The organism is Nakamurella flava (assembly GCF_005298075.1).
In the GTDB taxonomy this organism is placed as follows: domain Bacteria; phylum Actinomycetota; class Actinomycetes; order Mycobacteriales; family Nakamurellaceae; genus Nakamurella; species Nakamurella flava.
In genome coordinates this window covers 574,780-590,980 of record NZ_SZZH01000001.1, presented here as the reverse complement: position 1 = coordinate 590,980, position 16,201 = coordinate 574,780, and the positions used below count along the sequence as shown (strand labels likewise).

The following is a 16,201-nucleotide window of genomic DNA, read 5'->3' as shown; positions in this document are numbered from 1 at the left end:
GTCAGTTCTCTTCTCCACTAGAAACTTCCAGGTCGCGACCGGACAGCCGCAGGACGCCGCGCAGCAGCGCCGAATGATCCAGTCCGCCGTCGCCGTTGGCGACCGCGGAAGCCATCAGCTGGGCCACCACGGCACCCAGCGGGACGACGACGCCGGCCTCGCGGGCGGCGGAGGTGACGATGCCGAGATCCTTGTGGTGCAGCTCGATCCGGAACCCGGGGGTGAAGGAGCGGCCGAGCATGTTGGCGCCCTTCTGCTCCAGGACCTTGCTGCCGGCCAGCCCGCCGCCGAGGACCTTGAGGGCGGCCTCGGTGTCGACGCCGTAGGCCTCGACGAACGCCACGGCCTCGGCCAGCAGCTGGATGTTGCCGGCCACGATGAGCTGGTTGGCCGCCTTCACGGTCTGACCGGCGCCGGACGGGCCGACGTGCACGATGGTCTTGCCGACCGCCTCGAACACCGGTGCGGCGGCGGCGAAGTCGTCGGCGTCACCGCCGACCATGATGGACAGCGCGGCGTTCTCGGCGCCGGCCTGGCCGCCGGACACCGGGGCGTCGAGCAGCCGCAGCCCGAGTTCGCGGGCCTGGTCGGCCAGTTCGCGGGTGACATCCGGACGGATGGACGAGAAGTCGATGATCAGGGTGCCCGGCTTGGCGTTCTCGAACACACCATTTTCGCCGGCCAACACCTGCCGGACGTCCGGCGAGTCCGGAACCATCACGGCGACGACATCGGCGTCGCGGACGGCGTCGGCGACGGTCTCCGCGGCCTGGCCGCCGGCCTGCACGAGGGCTTCGGTCTTGGCGAAGGTGCGGTTGTAGCCGGCGACGTCGAAGCCGGCGTTGACGAGGTGGCGGGCCATCGGGGCACCCATGATGCCCAGGCCGAGGAAGGCGACGGTGGTCATGCTGGTCTCCTTGGAGTCTGAGAGGTCAGGGGGGTCAGGCGGAGGGCTGTGCGGCGGGGAGCCAACCGAGACCGGCCACCGTGTCACCGGTCGGCTTGTACTCGGCGGCGACCCAGCCGTCGTAGCCGCGGTCGGCCAGAGCGGCGAGATGGCCGGCGATGTCGAGCTGCCCGGTGCCGGGCTCGCCGCGGCCGGGGCTGTCGGCGATCTGCACGTGCCCGACCCGGTCGCCGTACGTGGCGATCACCTTGGCCACATCAGAGCCGTTGACGTCGAGGTGGTAGAGGTCGCAGAGGAACCGAACGTTGTCGACGCCGGTCTCGGCCTGTACCCGGTCGATGACGGCGATGACGTCGTCCGCGGTGAGCAGCGGGTAGCGGGGGGCGCCGCTGACCGGCTCCAGCAGCACCACGCCACCGATCCGCGCGGCGGCCCGGCCGGCGGCGGCCAGGTTCTGCACGGCCAGGTCGTCCTGCTCGGCCGGGTCCACGCCGTCGATGCGGTTGCCGTAGAGCGCGTTGAACGCCTTGCAGCCCAGCCGCTCGCCGATCCCGACGGTGACGTCGATGTTGGCCCGGAACTCGTCGGACCGCGCCGGCCAGGAGACCAGACCGCGGTCGCCGCCAGGCATGTCGCCGGCGAAGAAGTTGAGGCCGACCAGCTGCACGCCGGCGTTCTCGATGGCCGCGACGAAGTCGTCGATCTCCGACTGCGCGGGCACCGCGGTGGCGAACGGCCACCAGAACTCGACGGCGTCGAAGCCGGCCGCCTTGGCGGCCGCCGGACGCTCGAGCAGCGGCAGTTCGGTGAACAGCAGGGACAGGTTGGCGGCGTAGCGCGGGTTGGTGCTCATCGGGCGGAACCTTCCGACGGGGTGATCAGGTCGTGGGCGGGGGCGGACGGCAGCGGCAGCTTGCGGGCCAGCGCGTCCAGGAGGGTGGGATCGACGCCGGCGGCGACGATCTCGTCGACGGTGACGGCGCCGCAGTGCACGCCGCGCTGCAGCAGGCCGGCCAGGGCCTGGGCGGTGGCCGGCTCGTCCATCACGGCGCCCTCCTGCTTGGCCAGGTAGGCCCGCAGGCGGTCGGCCGCGGCGGCGCGACCGGCGCGGAAGAAGGCGAAGGTGGCCAGGTACCGGCTGACCAGGTGGCCGGGGTGCATGTCCCAGCCCTGGTAGTAGGCCCGCTCCAGGGACCGGGTGACCAGGCCCGAGTGCAACCGAACCGCGGCCTCCACGGCCTCCGGGGTGCCGATGGGCAGCACGTTGGTCGAACCGTCGGACAGCCGTACCCCGGTGCCGGCCGCGGCGACCTGCATGACGGCCTTGGCGTGGTCGGCCACCGGGTGGGCCAGGCTCTGCTGGGCCGGGGAGACCCCGCAGGCGGCGCTGTAGTCGAACGTGCCGTAGACCAGGGCGATGCACCGGGCACCGGCCGCCTGCACCATCTCGGCGACCGCGGCGGTGCCGTCGGTGGCCAGGATGGCCTGGGTGGTCTCGACCTGGATCTCGAACCGCAGCGCACCCTCGGCCAAGCCGTACCCGTGCTCCAGCGCCGCGCAGACCCGGACCATCGCGCGGACCTGGTCGGTGTCGGTCACCTTCGGCAACGTGACGACGAAACCGGCCGGCAGTTCGGCCTTCTCACTCGGCGCGGAGCGGATGACGCCGCCGACCACGCGGTCCAGGGTGCGCAGGCCGCGACGCCGCAGTGCGGGCTCCAGGCACTTGAACCGGATGCCCGCGGTCAGCGGGGCGTGCGGTCCACGCAGGATGTCGCGGAGCAGGGCGGCGGCGCGGTCGGCGTCGGCGTCCTCCTCGGCGTCGGGGCGGGCGCCGTAGCCGTCCTCGAAGTCCAGGCGCAGGTCCTCGATGGGCTGGCTGGCCAGCTTGGCCCGCACCCGGTCCAGGACGGTGCCGTCGACCGCGGCCAGCCCGGTGGTGCGGGCGGCCGCGGTCGCGTCGGCGGCGACCAGGTCGAGGATCTCCCGGGCCTGTCGCCCCCAGCTCGCCACCAGGTCGTCGGTGGCGCGGTCGGCGTTGACGTAGACGGTGTGCACCGGTTGCCGGGTCCCGGAGTCACCGGGGTAGGCGGCGGCCCGGCGGGCGTCCGACGGGGCCAGGAACGCGTCGATCTCGGACAGCAGGTCCCCCGACAGCACAGACCGCTCGGTGGCGGATCCGCTGCCGTTCTGGCTCGGATCGACCGTTCCGGACGTCGTCATCGTCGGTACTCCGTTCGTCAAGCTGTTCTCGGATATATCTACTTTTCCGCTTTGCGGAAGGACTAGCTCGTAATACGGAATACTCTACGGCCATGGCCGGTCCGGGTCAACGACCTGGACCGACCGATCGCCTGGCGCCTCAGGCCGCGGCCAGGGCGGCCCGGTAGGCCGGCAGGGTGAGGAAGTCGGCGAAGTCATCGGCCAACGCCGACTCCTCGAACACGCTGCGGGCCAGCGGGTATCGGCTGACCGCGAACGTCGCCTCACCGATCTCGTCACGGATGTCGGAGATCACCTCGTCGGCGATGGTCCGGACGAGGTCCCCGGTCACGACGGCCCCGGTGTCCAGGGTCACCGCGTTGTGCACCCACTGCCAGACCTGCGACCGCGAGATCTCGGCGGTGGCCGCGTCCTCCATGAGGTTGTGGATGCCGACGGCACCGCTGCCGCCGAGCCAGGCCTGCAGGTAGCGCAGGGCGACGTCGACGTTGAGCCGCAGACCCGCCTCGGTGACCGCACCGGGCACCGTCGCCACGTCCAGCAGCTGGTCGGCGGTCACCTGCACCTCGGGGCGCTGCCGGTCGAGCTGGTTCGGCCGGTCGCCGAGCACCTGGTCGAACACCGCGGCGCAGACCGGCACCAGGTCGGGGTGGGCGACCCAGGACCCGTCGAACCCGTCCCTGGCCTCGCGTTCCTTGTCCGCCCGCACCTTGGCCACGGCGGCGGCGTTCACCTCCGGGTCCCGTCGGCTGGGGATGAACGCGGCCATGCCGCCCATGGCGAAGGCGCCGCGGCGGTGACAGGTGGCGACGAGCAGTTCGGTGTAGGCCCGCATCATCGGCGCCGTCATGGTCACCGCGCCGCGGTCCGGCAGCACGAAATCGCTGCCCGCGTCCCGGAAGTACTTGATGACGCTGAACAGGTAGTCCCACCGTCCGGCGTTCAGACCGGACGCGTACTCCCGCAGCTCGTACAGGATCTCGTCCATCTCGAACGCGGCCGGGATGGTCTCGATGAGCACCGTCGCCCGCACGGTGCCGTGCTCGATGCCGACCCACTCCTCGGCGAAGGCGAAGACGTCGGCCCACAGCCGTGCCTCGAGGTGGCTCTCCAGCTTGGGCAGGTAGAAGTAGGGTCCGCTCCCCCGGCGCAGTAGTTCGGCCGCGTTGTGCAGGAAGTAGAGACCGAAGTCGACCAGCGCACCGACCGCCGGATCGCCGTCGACCAGCAGGTGCTGCTCGTCGAAGTGCCAGCCGCGGGGACGGGCGACGATGACGGCCAGCGGGCCGTCCTCGCGCAACCGGTACTGCTTGCCCTGCGGGGAGGTGAACGACAACTGCCGGCGCACCGCGTCGTGGAGGCACACCTGGCCGCCGACCACGTTCGCCCAGTGCGGGGTGTTGGCGTCCTCCAGATCGGCCAGCCACACCTTGGCGCCCGAGTTCAGCGCGTTGACAGCCATCTTCGGCTCTGGTGGGCCGGTGATCTCCACCCGCCGGTCCCGCAGGTCGGCCGGGGCCGGCGCGACCGTCCAGTCGGCCTCGCGCACCGACCGGGTGTCGGCCAGGAAGTCGAGCCGGCCGGCGGCCGCGGCGGCCTGCCGCCTGGTCCGGCGGGCCGCCAGCAGCTCGTCCCGCCGGCCGGCGAACCGACGGTGCAGGGCGCCGACGAAGGCCAGCGCGTCCGGGGTGAGGATCTCGTGGGCGCGGGGCACCGGCGGGCCGGTGACCTCCACGCGGCCGGTGCCGGTCGGAGCGGTGGTCGCGGTCATGCGGTGGGCCTCCTGAGGTGCGGAACGGAAATGGTTCAGTGGTCGGCGGGCTCGCCCGCGGCCACCCGGCGGATGGCGGCGGCGACGGCCGGCGCGACGCTGGTGTCGAACACGCTGGGGACGATGAAGGACGGGTTGAGCTCACCCGGCCGCACGCAGTCGGCGATGGCCTCGGCGGCCGCGGCCAGCATCTCGGGCGTGATGTCGCTGGCGCCGGCGTCGAGCATCCCGCGGAAGAACCCGGGGAACGCCAGCACGTTGTTGATCTGGTTGGAGAAGTCGCTGCGTCCGGTGGCGACGACAGCCGCGTGCTCGCGGGCGGCGACCGGGTCCACCTCCGGGGTGGGGTTGGCGAGCGCGAAGACGATGGCGTCGTCGGCCATGGTGGCGATGTCGTCGCCGGTGAGCAGGTTCGGACCGGACACCCCGATGAAGACGTCCGCCCCGGCCAGCACCTCGGTGAGCGACCCGGTGCGGCCGTCGTGGTTGGTGTTCTCGGCCACCCAGGTGCGCCACTCGTCGGTCAGCTCGCGGCCGCGGTGCACGGCGCCCTTGCGGTCGCAGCCGACGATGTTCGTGGCCCCCTGAGCGAGCAGCAGGGTGATGATCGCGGTCCCGGCCGCGCCGACCCCGGAGATGACGATGCGGACGTCGGACAGCTTCTTGTCGACCACCCGCAGCGCGTTGCGCAGGGCGGCGGCGACGACGATGGCGGTGCCGTGCTGGTCGTCGTGGAAGACCGGGATGTCCAGCAGTTCGCGCAGCCGGTTCTCGATCTCGAAGCACCGCGGGGCGGCGATGTCCTCGAGGTTGATGCCGCCGTACACGGGAGCCAAGGCCTTGACGATCGCGACGATCTCGTCAGTGTCCTGCGTGTCGAGGCAGACCGGCCAGGCGTCGACATCCGCGAAGTGCTTGAACAGCGCGGCTTTGCCCTCCATGACCGGCAGGGCGGCGGCCGGGCCGATGTTGCCCAGCCCGAGCACCGCCGACCCGTCGGTGACCACCGCGACGGTGTTCCGCTTGATGGTCAGACGCCGGGCGTCGTCCGGGTTCTCGGCGATCGCCAGGCAGACCCGGGCGACGCCCGGGGTGTAGGCCCGGGACAGGTCGTCCCGGTTGCGCAGCGAGACCTTCGGGGTGACCTCGATCTTGCCGCCCAGGTGGATGAGGAAGGTGCGGTCGCTGACCTTGCGGACCGTGAAGCCCGGCAGGTTCTCCAGGGCCTGGGTGATGCGGGCCGCGTGGTCGGAATCGGTGGCGTCGCAGGTGACGTCGACGACGATCCGGTCGTGGTGCGACTCGACGACGTCCAGCGCGGTGAGCGACCCGCCCGCGGCGCTGACCGCGGTGGTGAGCTCGGCGGTGGCGCCGCCGCTGGCCGGGCACTCGACGCGAGCGGTCACCGCGTAGCCGGGGCTGGTCGCAGCCATGATGTCGTCTCCTTGCTGATGGGTGGGACGGAAGGACCGTGACCCCGCCGGAAGCGCCGGCGGGGTCACGAGAAATCAATGCTGGTGGCGGATCTCGGTGGTGGCGTGGGCCGTCCCGGGCGGCGGGGCCTCGACGAAGATCGGGGCGACGTCGTCCTTGCGGCCGAGCACGTTGAACAGGATGTTCAGCAGCACCGCGGTGACGGCGGCGGCGCTGATGCCGGAGTCGAAGATGGTCTGGAACCAGGTCGGGAAGTGCTCGTAGAAGTCCGGGATGGCGATGGGCACCAGGCCCATGGCGACCGAGAGCCCGACGATGACCAGGTTCTGGTTGCCCTCGTACTTGATGACCGACAGGCTCCGGATGCCACTGGCCGCGACCGAGCCGAACAGGGCCAGGCCGGCGCCGCCCAGGACGGGCAGCGGCAGTGCGGCGACGATGGCGCCGATCTTCGGGAACAGGCCGAGCAGCAGCAGGATGACGCCACTGACGGCGACGACGAAGCGGCTGCGGATGCCGGTGAGGGCGACCAGGCCGACGTTCTGGGCGAACGCGCTGACCGGGAACCCGTTGAGCAGGCCACCGGAGGCGGCGGTGGCGATGCAGTCGGCGCGCAGACCGTTGGCCACGGTGCGCTGGTCGGCCGGGCGGCCGACGACCTCGCCGATGGCCAGCAGGTCGGCCGTGGTCTCGGTCATGATCACCAGCATCACGATGGTCATCGAGACGATGGCCGCCACCGAGAACGTGGGCGCGCCGAAGTGGAACGGGGTGGAGACGGCGAACCACTGCGCCTCGCCGACCCGGCTGAAATCCACCTTGCCGAACAACGCGGCGACCACGGTGCCCAGGACCAGGCCCATCAGGATGGCGACCCGGCTGAAGAACCCGGGGAGGAAGCGGTAGATCAGCAGGATGATCAGCAGGGTGGCCGCGGCCAACCCGATGTTGCCCATCTCGCCGAACGTCGGGGAGCCCGCTCCCCCGGCGGCCCAGCGCATGGCCACCGGCAGCAGCGACACACCGATGACGGTGATCACCGAGCCGGTCACCACCGGCGGGAAGAACTTCAGCAGCCGGCTAAAGATCCCACTGGCCACGAAGCCGATCAGACCGGCCACCAGGATGGCCCCGAAAATGGCCTGCAGGCCGCCGACCCCGCCGCCCGCCGAGGCGCCGATGGCCAGCATCGATCCGACCGCGGCGAACGAGGTGCCCTGCACGATCGGCAGTTTCGCGCCGATCCACTTGACGCCCAGGGTCTGCAGCAGGGTGGCCAGACCGGAGATCAGCAGCGCCGCGGCCAACAGGTAGGACAGGTCGGAGAAGGAGAGCTTGAGGGCGGTGCCGACGATGAGCGGCACGGCCACGACACCGGCGTACATGCTCATCACGTGCTGCAGGCCGTAGACCACCATCGGGCCCGGCTTGAGCACCTCGTCGACCGGATGTCGCTCGGCCGTCGCGGTGCCGGCGCCGGAGGCGCCGGACTTACGGGAGAGGGCCATCGGAGTTACCAGCCCTGACCGGGATCGAAGGCGGCACCGGCGGCCGGAGCGCGGTCGAGGAAGGCGTCGTTGCGGATGGTGCCCTCGATGAGGCCGTAGGCGCGGTCCGCGGCGTAGAACACCTCGTTGTCGTTCTCCAGCCCGAAGGGCGAGAGGTCGACGACGAAGTGGTGCTTGTTGGGCAGGGAGAAGCGGACCTCGCCGATCTCCGGCTGCTCGGTGATGATGGCCTCGCCCATCGCGTACATCGTCTGCTGGAGGGCCAGGCTGTGGTGGCCGGCGAACACGCTGCTCATGGTCGCGACGACCTGGTCGAAGGACTTGGACCAGTCCTGCTCGGTGTCGGTGTGCAGCCACTGGCCGGTCACCGAGGTGGCCATCACGCGGTCGGTGGTGGGCTGCAGGGTGGTGTACCGGTCGGTGAGAAAGCCGTGGAACTCCGAGTCGGTGGTCTTCAGGACGGTGTAGTCCTTGACCCCGGACACGACGTAGAGGTTCTCGCCGTCGTAGGTGACGGTGGCGGTACGCACGAACTCGCCCGAGCGGGCGAAGGCGTGCGGGTGCGGGGTGCCGTCGTGCTGCAGACGGTTCCACGGGTACATCTCGATCTTGATGCGGGCGCGGCTCACCGGGGCGGTGTCGTCCACGAAGTGCTTGGCGAGGGCGATGCCGAACGACTCCGGCTGGCGGGCCGCCTCGCCGTGCTCCTTGGCGAACGCGTTCACCGTGTTCTTGGTGGCGTCGGTGGTCAGGCAGTTGGCGTTGTCGCCGGTGTGGTGGATGTCCTCGAAGTCGCCGGACAGCGCGACACTGACGTTGTAGTCGACGATCTCGTGCGGGTCGGAGTCGCGGTAGACGCGGACCACGCGGGTCTCGGCCTTGCCGTACTGGTTGTGTCCGAGCGAAACAGCCACGATGGATCAGCTCCCTTTGTAGGTGGAGAAGGCGTAGGGCGACAGCAGCAGCGGGACGTGGTGATGGGCCTGCGGGTCGGTGACCTGGAAGGTGACCGTGACCTCGGGGTAGAACCCGGTCTGGCCGGTGGCGGCGAAGTAGTCGCCGGTGGCGAAGCTCAGGCGGTAGACGCCGGCGGGGAATTCCTCGGTCGTCCTGGCGTCCGGGCCGTCGCCGCGAGCCCGGGCAAACCGGTGACGGCCGTCGGCGTCGGTGACTCCGCCGACGTCCTCCTCCCAACGATCATCGGGAGAGGGGGCCTGGCGCGACAGGCGCAGGGCGACTCCGCTGGCTGGGCGGCCGGTGGCGGCATCCAGCACGTGGGTCGACAATGACATCCGAACCTCACAGTCGTTGGGAGGCGGGTTCCTTCCGGACTGCGGAAGAGAACTTCTGTTGAACAGAAATTAGGCCCGCTTCAACAAACTGTCAATGTTCTCGGCGTGGTCTGTCCGGATATATCCGGTCCGGCCGGCCGACCGATGCAGATGGACGCGCCCGGCGTGCGGTCACTCCAGCTTCCTGTCGTCAGCCCGGATCGTGGCTGACCGAACGGCCGTCCGGCCCGACCCCCGACACCTATCCTGATCTCCATGACGACGACCGACGCCGCCCCCGCCCGCGAGATCCTGCCGTGGGGTGAGGTCGGGACGGCCACCCGCGAACTGGCCCAGCAGATCGCGGACGACGGGTTCGTGCCGGACGTCGTCATCGCCATCGCCCGGGGCGGCCTGCTGGTCGGCGGGGCCCTGGCCTACGCGCTCGGCGTGAAGAGCTGCGGGTCGCTGAACGTCGAGCTGTACACCGGGGTCGACGAAACGCTGCCGGAGCCGCTGCTGCTGCCGCCGCACCTGGACGGGTCGTCGTTGGCCGGGACCAAGGTGCTCATCGCCGACGACGTCTCCCAGTCGGGCCTGACCCTGCAGTTGGCCGTCGACATCCTGGTCAAGATGGGCGCCGAGGTGCGGAGTGCGTGCTTCTACACCAAGCCGCAGACCGTGTTCGCGCCCGACTGGACGTGGCGCAACACCGACAAGTGGATCGTCTTTCCGTGGTCGGCCGAGCCGCCGGTGACCGGCGCGTCGACCCACTGACCGACCTCAGCGCGCCGCTGTCCGGCCCCGCCATCGTTGGGTGATCGCGTCGGCCACCGGGGGCACCACGATCCACAACAGAAACGCCCAATTGGTCAGGAACGCGACGGGGATCGAGGTCACGAACGCGGCCACGACGTACAGCATGTTGAGGTACCAGCCAGGGCCGTACATGTCGTTGTCGGTCCGGGCCAACCGGGCGGCCCGCAGGTGCCGCATGATCAGCAGCATCGCGACCCCGGCCAGGATCTGCACCAGCGCGTAGAACGTGAAACGCAGCGGCTGCGAAGTGTTCTCGCCGCCCTCCCCCGCATTCTCGGGGCTGAGCAGCTTGGTGGCGAACGGCGTCACGACTATCGCGAAAAGCCACAGGAAGTTCAGCGTGACGAGCGTGCGGTCGGTCGCGAAGACGTACCTGAACAGGCGGTGATGACCGGTCCACTGCTGGGCGATCACGACGAAGCTGAGGACGAACGCCGCGTACTCGAACCATCCGTCGCTGACCGAGTGCCACAACTCGGCTATGGACAGCCCCTCGGGAACCGGCAGCTCCAGGGCCAGCAGGGTCATCGCGATGGCGACCACCGCATCGGAGAAGAACGTCAGGCGTTCGGCGGCCGACGCCTGCATCTCAGCGGCCTCGTGGCTCATACCGTTCCCCTCCGCAGATCGAGACGTGCTCGGGTGCATCTCACCTCATTCCCGTCGCCGAGGACCACCGGCTCGCGAAACGCCGAACGCGGAACCCCCACCAGCACGGGGTTCCGCGTTCGAGCGCGCTGAGCAGAGGCGTCAGGCCACGCCGAGGTAGGCCTCCTTGATGGCCGGGTCGGCGAGCAGTTCCTTGCCGGGCCCGGTCTTGACGACCTCACCGGTCTCCAGGATGTAGGCCCGGTGCGAACGGGACAGCGCCTGCTGGGCGTTCTGCTCGACCAGCAGGATGGTCGTCCCCTCGGCGTTGATGTCCGAGATGATCCGGAAGATCTGCTGGATGATCATCGGCGCCAGACCCATGGACGGCTCGTCGAGCAGCAGCACCCGCGGCCGGGCCATGAGGGCCCGGCCGATGGCGACCATCTGCTGCTCGCCGCCGGACATGGTGCCGCCCATCTGCGTGCGGCGTTCGGCCAGCCGCGGGAACAGGCCGTAGACCTTCTCCAGCGTCTGGTTGTACTCGGCCTTCGACGGAAATTTCCGGCCGTAGTGGCCCATGTCCAGGTTCTCCTGGACGGTCATCCCCGGGAACACGCCGCGCCCCTCGGGGGCCTGGATGATGCCCTCGGTGACGCGGACGTGCGGCTTCATCTTCGTGATGTCCTGGCCGTCGAAGATGATCGACCCGCGGCTCAACGGCCGGATCCCGGAGATGGCCCGCATCGTCGTCGTCTTGCCGGCGCCGTTGGCCCCGATGAGGGTGACCAGTTCGCCCTGCTCGACGGTCAACGAGATGCCGTGCAGCGCCTCGATCCGGCCGTAACCGACCGTCATGTCCTTGATCTCAAGCAGTGGCATCGTCAGGCACCCCCAGGTAGGCCGCGACGACGGCCGGGTTGTCGCGGATCTCCGACGGCAGGCCGTCGGCGATCTTCTTGCCGAACTCGAGCACCACGATCCGGTCGGTGACGCCCATGACCAGGCGCATGTCGTGCTCGATCAGCAGCACCGTGTACCCATCGGCGCGGATCTTGCGGATCAGGTCCATCAGGGCGACCTTCTCGGCCGGGTTGAACCCGGCCGCCGGCTCGTCGAGGCACAGCAGCTTCGGCTCGGTGGCCAGCGCCCGGGCGATCTCCAAGCGCCGCTGATCGCCGTACGGCAGGTTGCGGGCCTTCTCGGTGGCCCGCGCGCCGATGCCGACGAACTCGAGCAGCGCCATGCCCCGGTCGATGGCGTCGCGTTCCTCGTGACGATGCCGCGCGGTGCGGAACGTGGCCCCGGGAACCGAGGTCTTGTGCCGGGCGTCGGTGCCGACGACGACGTTCTCGAGCGCCGTCATCTCGCCGAACAACCGCACGTTCTGGAAGGTGCGGGCGATGCCGAGCCGGGTGATCTGGTTGCGCTTGAGCTTGGCCATCACCTGGTTGTCGAACGTCACCGTGCCCGAGGTCGGCCGGTAGACCCCGGTCATCGCGTTGAAGCAGGTGGTCTTGCCGGCCCCGTTCGGCCCGATGAGGCCGAGGATCTCGCCCCGCCGGATGGTGAAGGTGACATTGTCCAGCGCGGTCAGACCGCCGAACTTGACGGTGACCTTGTCCAACTCGACGAGCGGCTCGCCGACGGGGGTCTCGATCTCCCGCGTGGGGGCGACGATCTCGGCCACGACTGCCGGATCGGCCAGTTCGGGCGCGACGTCGGTGACGTCGACCGCCACCGCCTCGTCGGCCCGTTCCGGCTCGAGTGGAGCGTCGAAATCGGCGCCTTCAACCGCGCGGAAGGCTTCGCCGACCTCGGCCCCGGCCTCGATGCCGCCCGGGTCGTGCTGCGATTCGGAATCGCGACTCACTTGCTGCCTCCCTCCGCCTGCTCGCGCCGACGCGCGGCCACGAACAATTCCCGACCATAGGTGAGCAGCTTCTGCCGCACCGGCAGCAGACCCTGCGGCCGGAAGATCATCAGCACCATCAGGGCGATGCCGAAGAACAGGTACTTGTACTCGGCGATGGAATCGCCGTCGATCGGGATGCCGAACAGCTCGGTCCGGCCGAGGAAGAAGTTCGGCAGGTACACGATGATGAACGCCCCGAGGATGACGCCCAGCTTGTTGCCCTGGCCGCCGAGGACGACGGCGCACAGGAACAGCACCGAGTTGATGACGTTGAAGTTCGTCGGCACGACGAACTGCACCTGACCGGCGTAGAGGGCCCCGGAGAGTCCGCCGATGGCGGCGCCGATGACGAAGGCCCACAGCTTGAATTTGAACGTGGGCACGCCCATGATCTCGGCCGCGTCCTCGTCCTCGCGGATGGCCACCCAGGCCCGGCCGACCCGCGACCGTTCGAGATTGCCGACGAACAGCAACACCAGGACGATCAGCACGACCGACACCCAGTACCAGTAGACGCCGCTGTTCAGGGTGCCGTCGTTGTAACCGGCGGAGAAGACGCCGAGCGGATTGGTCTCGCTGGTGCCCAGCCGGGGGTAGGCGACCTGGGAGAGACCGCGACCGCCGCCGGTGATGTCGGACAGATTGTCGGCCAGCAGCCGGACGATCTCACCGAAGCCGAGGGTCACGATGGCCAGGTAGTCACCCCGCAGTCGCAGGGTCGGCGAGCCGAGCAGCAGGCCCGAGATGGCCGTGATGGCCACGGCCAGCGGCAGGCAGGCCAGCCAGGCCCACTGCGAGGACAGCCAGCCGCCCTCCCCGGTCTGGTTCCACGGGCTGTCCGGGCTGGTCAGCAGGGCGATCGTGTAGGCGCCGACCGCGTAGAAACCGACGTAGCCGAGGTCGAGCAGACCGGCCTGGCCGACCACCACGTTCAGCCCGATGGCGATCAGCGCGTACATGCCGAACTGGGCCATGACGCCGCCGAAGTTGGTGCCCTCGGTGGTCAGGACCGGGATATTCAGGATCGGCAGCAGGGCGATCAGGAGGATGAACGGCAGACCGTAGGCCCACTGCGCGGGCCGCGACTGGGCGTTCCACCAGGACCGGAAACGGTCGCCGACACCGTGCTTGGGCCGCTCGTCGAAGCCCGGGTTGCCGGTGCCGGCGGGCTTGGCGGCCTTGTTGACTGGAGTGCTCATACCCGGGCCCTCCCCAACGACTCGCCGAGCAGACCGGTCGGCCGGAACATCAGGATCAGGATCAGCAGGACGAACGCGACGACGTCGCGCCAGCCGGTGCCGAACAGGACCTGGCCGTAGTTCTCCATGACGCCGAGGATCAGACCGCCGAGCAGCGCACCGCGCAGGTTGCCGATACCGCCGAGCACCGCGGCGCAGAACGCCTTGATGCCGAGGATGAAGCCGCCGGAGTAGATGACCCCGTTGGGGACCCGCAGCGTGTAGAGCAGCGCGGCCGCCCCGGCCAGCACACCGCCGATGAGGAAGGTCAGCATGATGACCCGTTCCCGCGAGACGCCCATCAGCGTCGCGGTGGTCGGATCCTGGGCGACGGAGCGGATGCCGCGGCCGAACTTCGTGCGGTTCACGAACGTGTCGGTGCCGACGGCCAGGATGACCGCGGCGACCAGGATGATCAGGGTGATGTTGGTGACGTTCGCGTTGAAGATCGTGAACTGGGTCTCGGGCTGCACCAGCCGGATCGGGACCTGCGCGTTCACGCCGCCGAGGTCGCCCCCGGTCAGGTTCGGCAGCACGTAGTGCACGAATTCCTGCAGGACGAATGAGGCACCGATCGCGGTGATGAGGAAGACCAGGGCGGGCGCGTTGCGCTTGCGCAGCGGCCGGTAGGCCAGCCGCTCCAGACCGACCGCGGCGCCGCCGGCGACGGCCATGCCGCCGATCAGGGCGATACCGAGGTACACGATCGTCATGACCATGCCCTCGCTGTAGACGTTGCCGCTCGGCGTGAAGCCCAGCAGCATGAGAACGGCGTACTGGCCGAACATACCGAGCATGAAGATCTCGGAGTGGGCGAAGTTGATCAACCTCAGGACGCCGTAGACCAGGGTGTACCCGACGGCGACCAGGGCGTAGATGGCTCCGTACGCGAGCCCGTCCACGGTCAGCTGCCAGAACAGGTTGCCCAGGCCATCGACATTGAAGTTGATCGGTGCAGCGAGGAACGTGTTCCCCTGCGCTACCAGATCGATCATCGTGCTCCTTCAACAGGACGACGCCGGCCGACCGACGTCCCCGCGATGCCAAATGGGGTGGAGAACGACCGACGGCCGGAGCCCTTCGGAGAAAGGCTCCGGCCGCGATCGGTACTGCGGGCGGGAGTGGGTCAGCCGACCTTGTAGATCCAGACCAGCGACGAGGCGAGCTCGCCCTTGTCGTCCCACTTGTACTCACGGGCCAGACCCTGGCCGCTGTAACCCTTGACGTACTCGACCAGCCCGGCGCGGTCCTTCACGCCGGAGTCGATGCCCTTGAGCATGATCGTCGTCAGGTCGTAGCCCTCGGTGGAGTAGACACCCGGAGCCTGGCCGTTGAGGGCCTCGTAGGTCTTGGCGAACTCCTCCGGAGCCGGTCCGCACGGGCAGGACAGGATGGCGTCCTTGGCCGCGCCGCCCGCCTGGCTGACGAACTGCGGGTCGTTGGTGCCGTCGGCCGAGACGAAGGTCGCGGTCACGCCGGCGTCGCGCAGCTGCTGCACGAAGGGCGCCGCCTCGGCGTAGTAGCCGGCGTAGAAGACGGCGTCCGGAGCAGCACCGTTGACGAGCTGGACGGTGGCGGTGAAGTCCTTGTCACCGGTCTTGACCTCGGCCGCGCAGCTGGTGTCGGCGACGCTGCCCAGGCCGGTCTTGATCTCCTCGGCCAGACCTGCGCCGTAGTCGGAGTTGTCCTGGACGACGCAGACCTTCTTGTAGCCCAGGGTGTTGACCATGTACTTGGCCACGGCCGGGCCCTGGACGGCGTCGTTGGCCAGACCACGGAAGAAGTTGGTCCAGCCGTTGGTGGTCAGCGCCGGGTTGGTCGCCGAGGCGGTCAGCGACAGCAGGCCGGCCTGGTTGAAGATCGGGCCGGTCGCCTTGGTCTCACCGGAGAACGCCGGGCCGAGCAGGCCGATGACGCTGGAGTCGCCGACGATCTGCGGCGCGACCTGGGTGGCCTTCTGCGGGTCACCCTCGGTGTCGAACTGCTTGATCTCGACCTGGCAGTTCGGGTTGGCCTTGTTGTGCTCGTCCAGCGCGACCTTGGCGCCGTAGAGGATGTTCAGGCCCAGGGCGGCGTTCGCGCCCGTGAGCGCGCCGGCCATGGCGATCGCGGTGCCGGGAGCACAGGTCACACCACCGGGCTTGGCCGAGGACTCGGCGGTGGTACCGGTCGCGGCCGGGACCTCCTTGCCGTCGATGTCGATCTGCACCTCGGGATTGATCGCCAGAGCGCCGCCGGAACCCGCGGCGGTGCTGCCCGACGGGGAGGCCGAGTTGGAAGCCCCGCCGCCTCCGGCCGACGTGGTCGATCCGCTATCCGTGGACTTGGATCCACAAGCCGCCAGCGTCAGGGCGGCCACGGCGGCCAGCCCGACGACGGCGGTTCGCATCGAACGTCGATGCACGTGCCACCTCCGAGAGATTCCGTTCACCGACCGTGCACGGCAGTACACGAACGGCCGTACCGGCGACGCCGGCACGCGGGGGACGCTATCCCACACGCGCCTCTCATTCGGCGTTCAACAGGC

At 69.6% G+C, this 16,201-nt stretch carries 15 protein-coding genes; 1 reads left to right on the top strand and 14 read right to left on the bottom strand.

The features are described from left to right. Nucleotide 1: 1 nt before the first annotated feature. From FDO65_RS02710 to uraH, 8 genes are all read right to left on the bottom strand, one after another. On the bottom strand, nucleotides 2-994 hold the full coding sequence (locus tag FDO65_RS02710) for a 2-hydroxy-3-oxopropionate reductase (protein WP_276606800.1): 993 nt from the start codon (nucleotides 992-994) through the stop codon (nucleotides 2-4). Further along, on the bottom strand, nucleotides 942-1,760 hold the full coding sequence (locus FDO65_RS02705; protein WP_137447928.1) for a hydroxypyruvate isomerase family protein: 819 nt from the start codon (nucleotides 1,758-1,760) through the stop codon (nucleotides 942-944). Before FDO65_RS02705 ends, FDO65_RS02710 begins: the two co-directional genes overlap by 53 nt. Beyond that, nucleotides 1,757-3,130, bottom strand: coding sequence for a DUF6986 family protein (locus tag FDO65_RS02700; RefSeq protein WP_137447927.1), 1,374 nt, complete (start codon nucleotides 3,128-3,130; stop codon nucleotides 1,757-1,759). Before FDO65_RS02700 ends, FDO65_RS02705 begins: the two co-directional genes overlap by 4 nt. A 139-nt stretch (nucleotides 3,131-3,269) precedes the next feature. Beyond that, nucleotides 3,270-4,901 (bottom strand): malate synthase A, encoded by a 1,632-nt coding sequence (gene aceB, locus FDO65_RS02695; protein WP_137447926.1) that lies wholly within the window; start codon nucleotides 4,899-4,901, stop codon nucleotides 3,270-3,272. Between the two features lie 35 nt (nucleotides 4,902-4,936). Further along, entirely contained in the window at nucleotides 4,937-6,334 is a 1,398-nt protein-coding gene (locus FDO65_RS02690) for an NAD-dependent malic enzyme (RefSeq protein WP_137447925.1), read from the bottom strand. Between the two features lie 75 nt (nucleotides 6,335-6,409). Continuing rightward, the gene (locus tag FDO65_RS02685; protein ID WP_137447924.1) at nucleotides 6,410-7,843 is read right to left on the bottom strand and encodes a nucleobase:cation symporter-2 family protein; all 1,434 of its coding nucleotides are present in this window, start codon (nucleotides 7,841-7,843) and stop codon (nucleotides 6,410-6,412) included. A gap of 5 nt (nucleotides 7,844-7,848) precedes the next feature. Further along, complete coding sequence (pucL, locus tag FDO65_RS02680) at nucleotides 7,849-8,757, bottom strand: factor-independent urate hydroxylase (protein ID WP_137447923.1); 909 nt, start codon at nucleotides 8,755-8,757, stop codon at nucleotides 7,849-7,851. A gap of 6 nt (nucleotides 8,758-8,763) precedes the next feature. Beyond that, the gene (gene uraH, locus FDO65_RS02675; RefSeq protein ID WP_137447922.1) at nucleotides 8,764-9,135 is read right to left on the bottom strand and encodes a hydroxyisourate hydrolase; all 372 of its coding nucleotides are present in this window, start codon (nucleotides 9,133-9,135) and stop codon (nucleotides 8,764-8,766) included. A gap of 255 nt (nucleotides 9,136-9,390) precedes the next feature. On the opposite strand from uraH, the gene FDO65_RS02670 reads away from it, so the two are divergent. After that, nucleotides 9,391-9,891 (top strand): phosphoribosyltransferase, encoded by a 501-nt coding sequence (locus tag FDO65_RS02670; protein WP_137447921.1) that lies wholly within the window; start codon nucleotides 9,391-9,393, stop codon nucleotides 9,889-9,891. A gap of 6 nt (nucleotides 9,892-9,897) precedes the next feature. On the opposite strand, the gene FDO65_RS02665 is transcribed toward FDO65_RS02670, so the two are convergent. From FDO65_RS02665 to FDO65_RS02640, 6 genes are all read right to left on the bottom strand, one after another. Then, nucleotides 9,898-10,542 carry a TMEM175 family protein gene (locus tag FDO65_RS02665; RefSeq protein ID WP_137447920.1) on the bottom strand — a complete coding sequence of 215 codons (645 nt, stop codon included), beginning with the start codon at nucleotides 10,540-10,542 and terminating at the stop codon, nucleotides 9,898-9,900. A 141-nt stretch (nucleotides 10,543-10,683) separates the two neighbouring features. Continuing rightward, nucleotides 10,684-11,403, bottom strand: a complete 720-nt coding sequence (locus FDO65_RS02660) for an ABC transporter ATP-binding protein (protein WP_137447919.1) — start codon at nucleotides 11,401-11,403, stop codon at nucleotides 10,684-10,686. Next, entirely contained in the window at nucleotides 11,390-12,394 is a 1,005-nt protein-coding gene (locus FDO65_RS02655) for an ABC transporter ATP-binding protein (RefSeq protein WP_137447918.1), read from the bottom strand. Before FDO65_RS02655 ends, FDO65_RS02660 begins: the two co-directional genes overlap by 14 nt. Beyond that, entirely contained in the window at nucleotides 12,391-13,635 is a 1,245-nt protein-coding gene (locus FDO65_RS02650; RefSeq protein WP_137447917.1) for a branched-chain amino acid ABC transporter permease, read from the bottom strand. The genes FDO65_RS02655 and FDO65_RS02650 overlap by 4 nt, the downstream gene beginning before the upstream one ends. After that, nucleotides 13,632-14,669 (bottom strand): branched-chain amino acid ABC transporter permease, encoded by a 1,038-nt coding sequence (locus FDO65_RS02645; protein ID WP_137447916.1) that lies wholly within the window; start codon nucleotides 14,667-14,669, stop codon nucleotides 13,632-13,634. The genes FDO65_RS02650 and FDO65_RS02645 overlap by 4 nt, the downstream gene beginning before the upstream one ends. Nucleotides 14,670-14,800: 131 nt before the next feature. Next, entirely contained in the window at nucleotides 14,801-16,063 is a 1,263-nt protein-coding gene (locus FDO65_RS02640; protein WP_240757384.1) for a branched-chain amino acid ABC transporter substrate-binding protein, read from the bottom strand. Nucleotides 16,064-16,201: the final 138 nt, after the last annotated feature.

Bases quoted from the DNA above. Each gene is read 5' to 3' on its own strand.
- FDO65_RS02705 (WP_137447928.1), bottom strand. From the start codon at position 1,760: ATGAGCACCAACCCGCGCTACGCCGCCAACCTGTCCCTGCTGTTCACC.
- FDO65_RS02700 (WP_137447927.1), bottom strand. From the start codon at position 3,130: ATGACGACGTCCGGAACGGTCGATCCGAGCCAGAACGGCAGCGGATCC.
- aceB (WP_137447926.1), bottom strand. From the start codon at position 4,901: ATGACCGCGACCACCGCTCCGACCGGCACCGGCCGCGTGGAGGTCACC.
- FDO65_RS02690 (WP_137447925.1), bottom strand. From the start codon at position 6,334: ATGGCTGCGACCAGCCCCGGCTACGCGGTGACCGCTCGCGTCGAGTGC.
- FDO65_RS02685 (WP_137447924.1), bottom strand. From the start codon at position 7,843: ATGGCCCTCTCCCGTAAGTCCGGCGCCTCCGGCGCCGGCACCGCGACG.
- uraH (WP_137447922.1), bottom strand. From the start codon at position 9,135: ATGTCATTGTCGACCCACGTGCTGGATGCCGCCACCGGCCGCCCAGCC.
- FDO65_RS02670 (WP_137447921.1), top strand. From the start codon at position 9,391: ATGACGACGACCGACGCCGCCCCCGCCCGCGAGATCCTGCCGTGGGGT.
- FDO65_RS02665 (WP_137447920.1), bottom strand. From the start codon at position 10,542: ATGAGCCACGAGGCCGCTGAGATGCAGGCGTCGGCCGCCGAACGCCTG.
- FDO65_RS02660 (WP_137447919.1), bottom strand. From the start codon at position 11,403: ATGCCACTGCTTGAGATCAAGGACATGACGGTCGGTTACGGCCGGATC.
- FDO65_RS02650 (WP_137447917.1), bottom strand. From the start codon at position 13,635: ATGAGCACTCCAGTCAACAAGGCCGCCAAGCCCGCCGGCACCGGCAAC.
- FDO65_RS02645 (WP_137447916.1), bottom strand. From the start codon at position 14,669: ATGATCGATCTGGTAGCGCAGGGGAACACGTTCCTCGCTGCACCGATC.
- FDO65_RS02640 (WP_240757384.1), bottom strand. From the start codon at position 16,063: ATGCGAACCGCCGTCGTCGGGCTGGCCGCCGTGGCCGCCCTGACGCTG.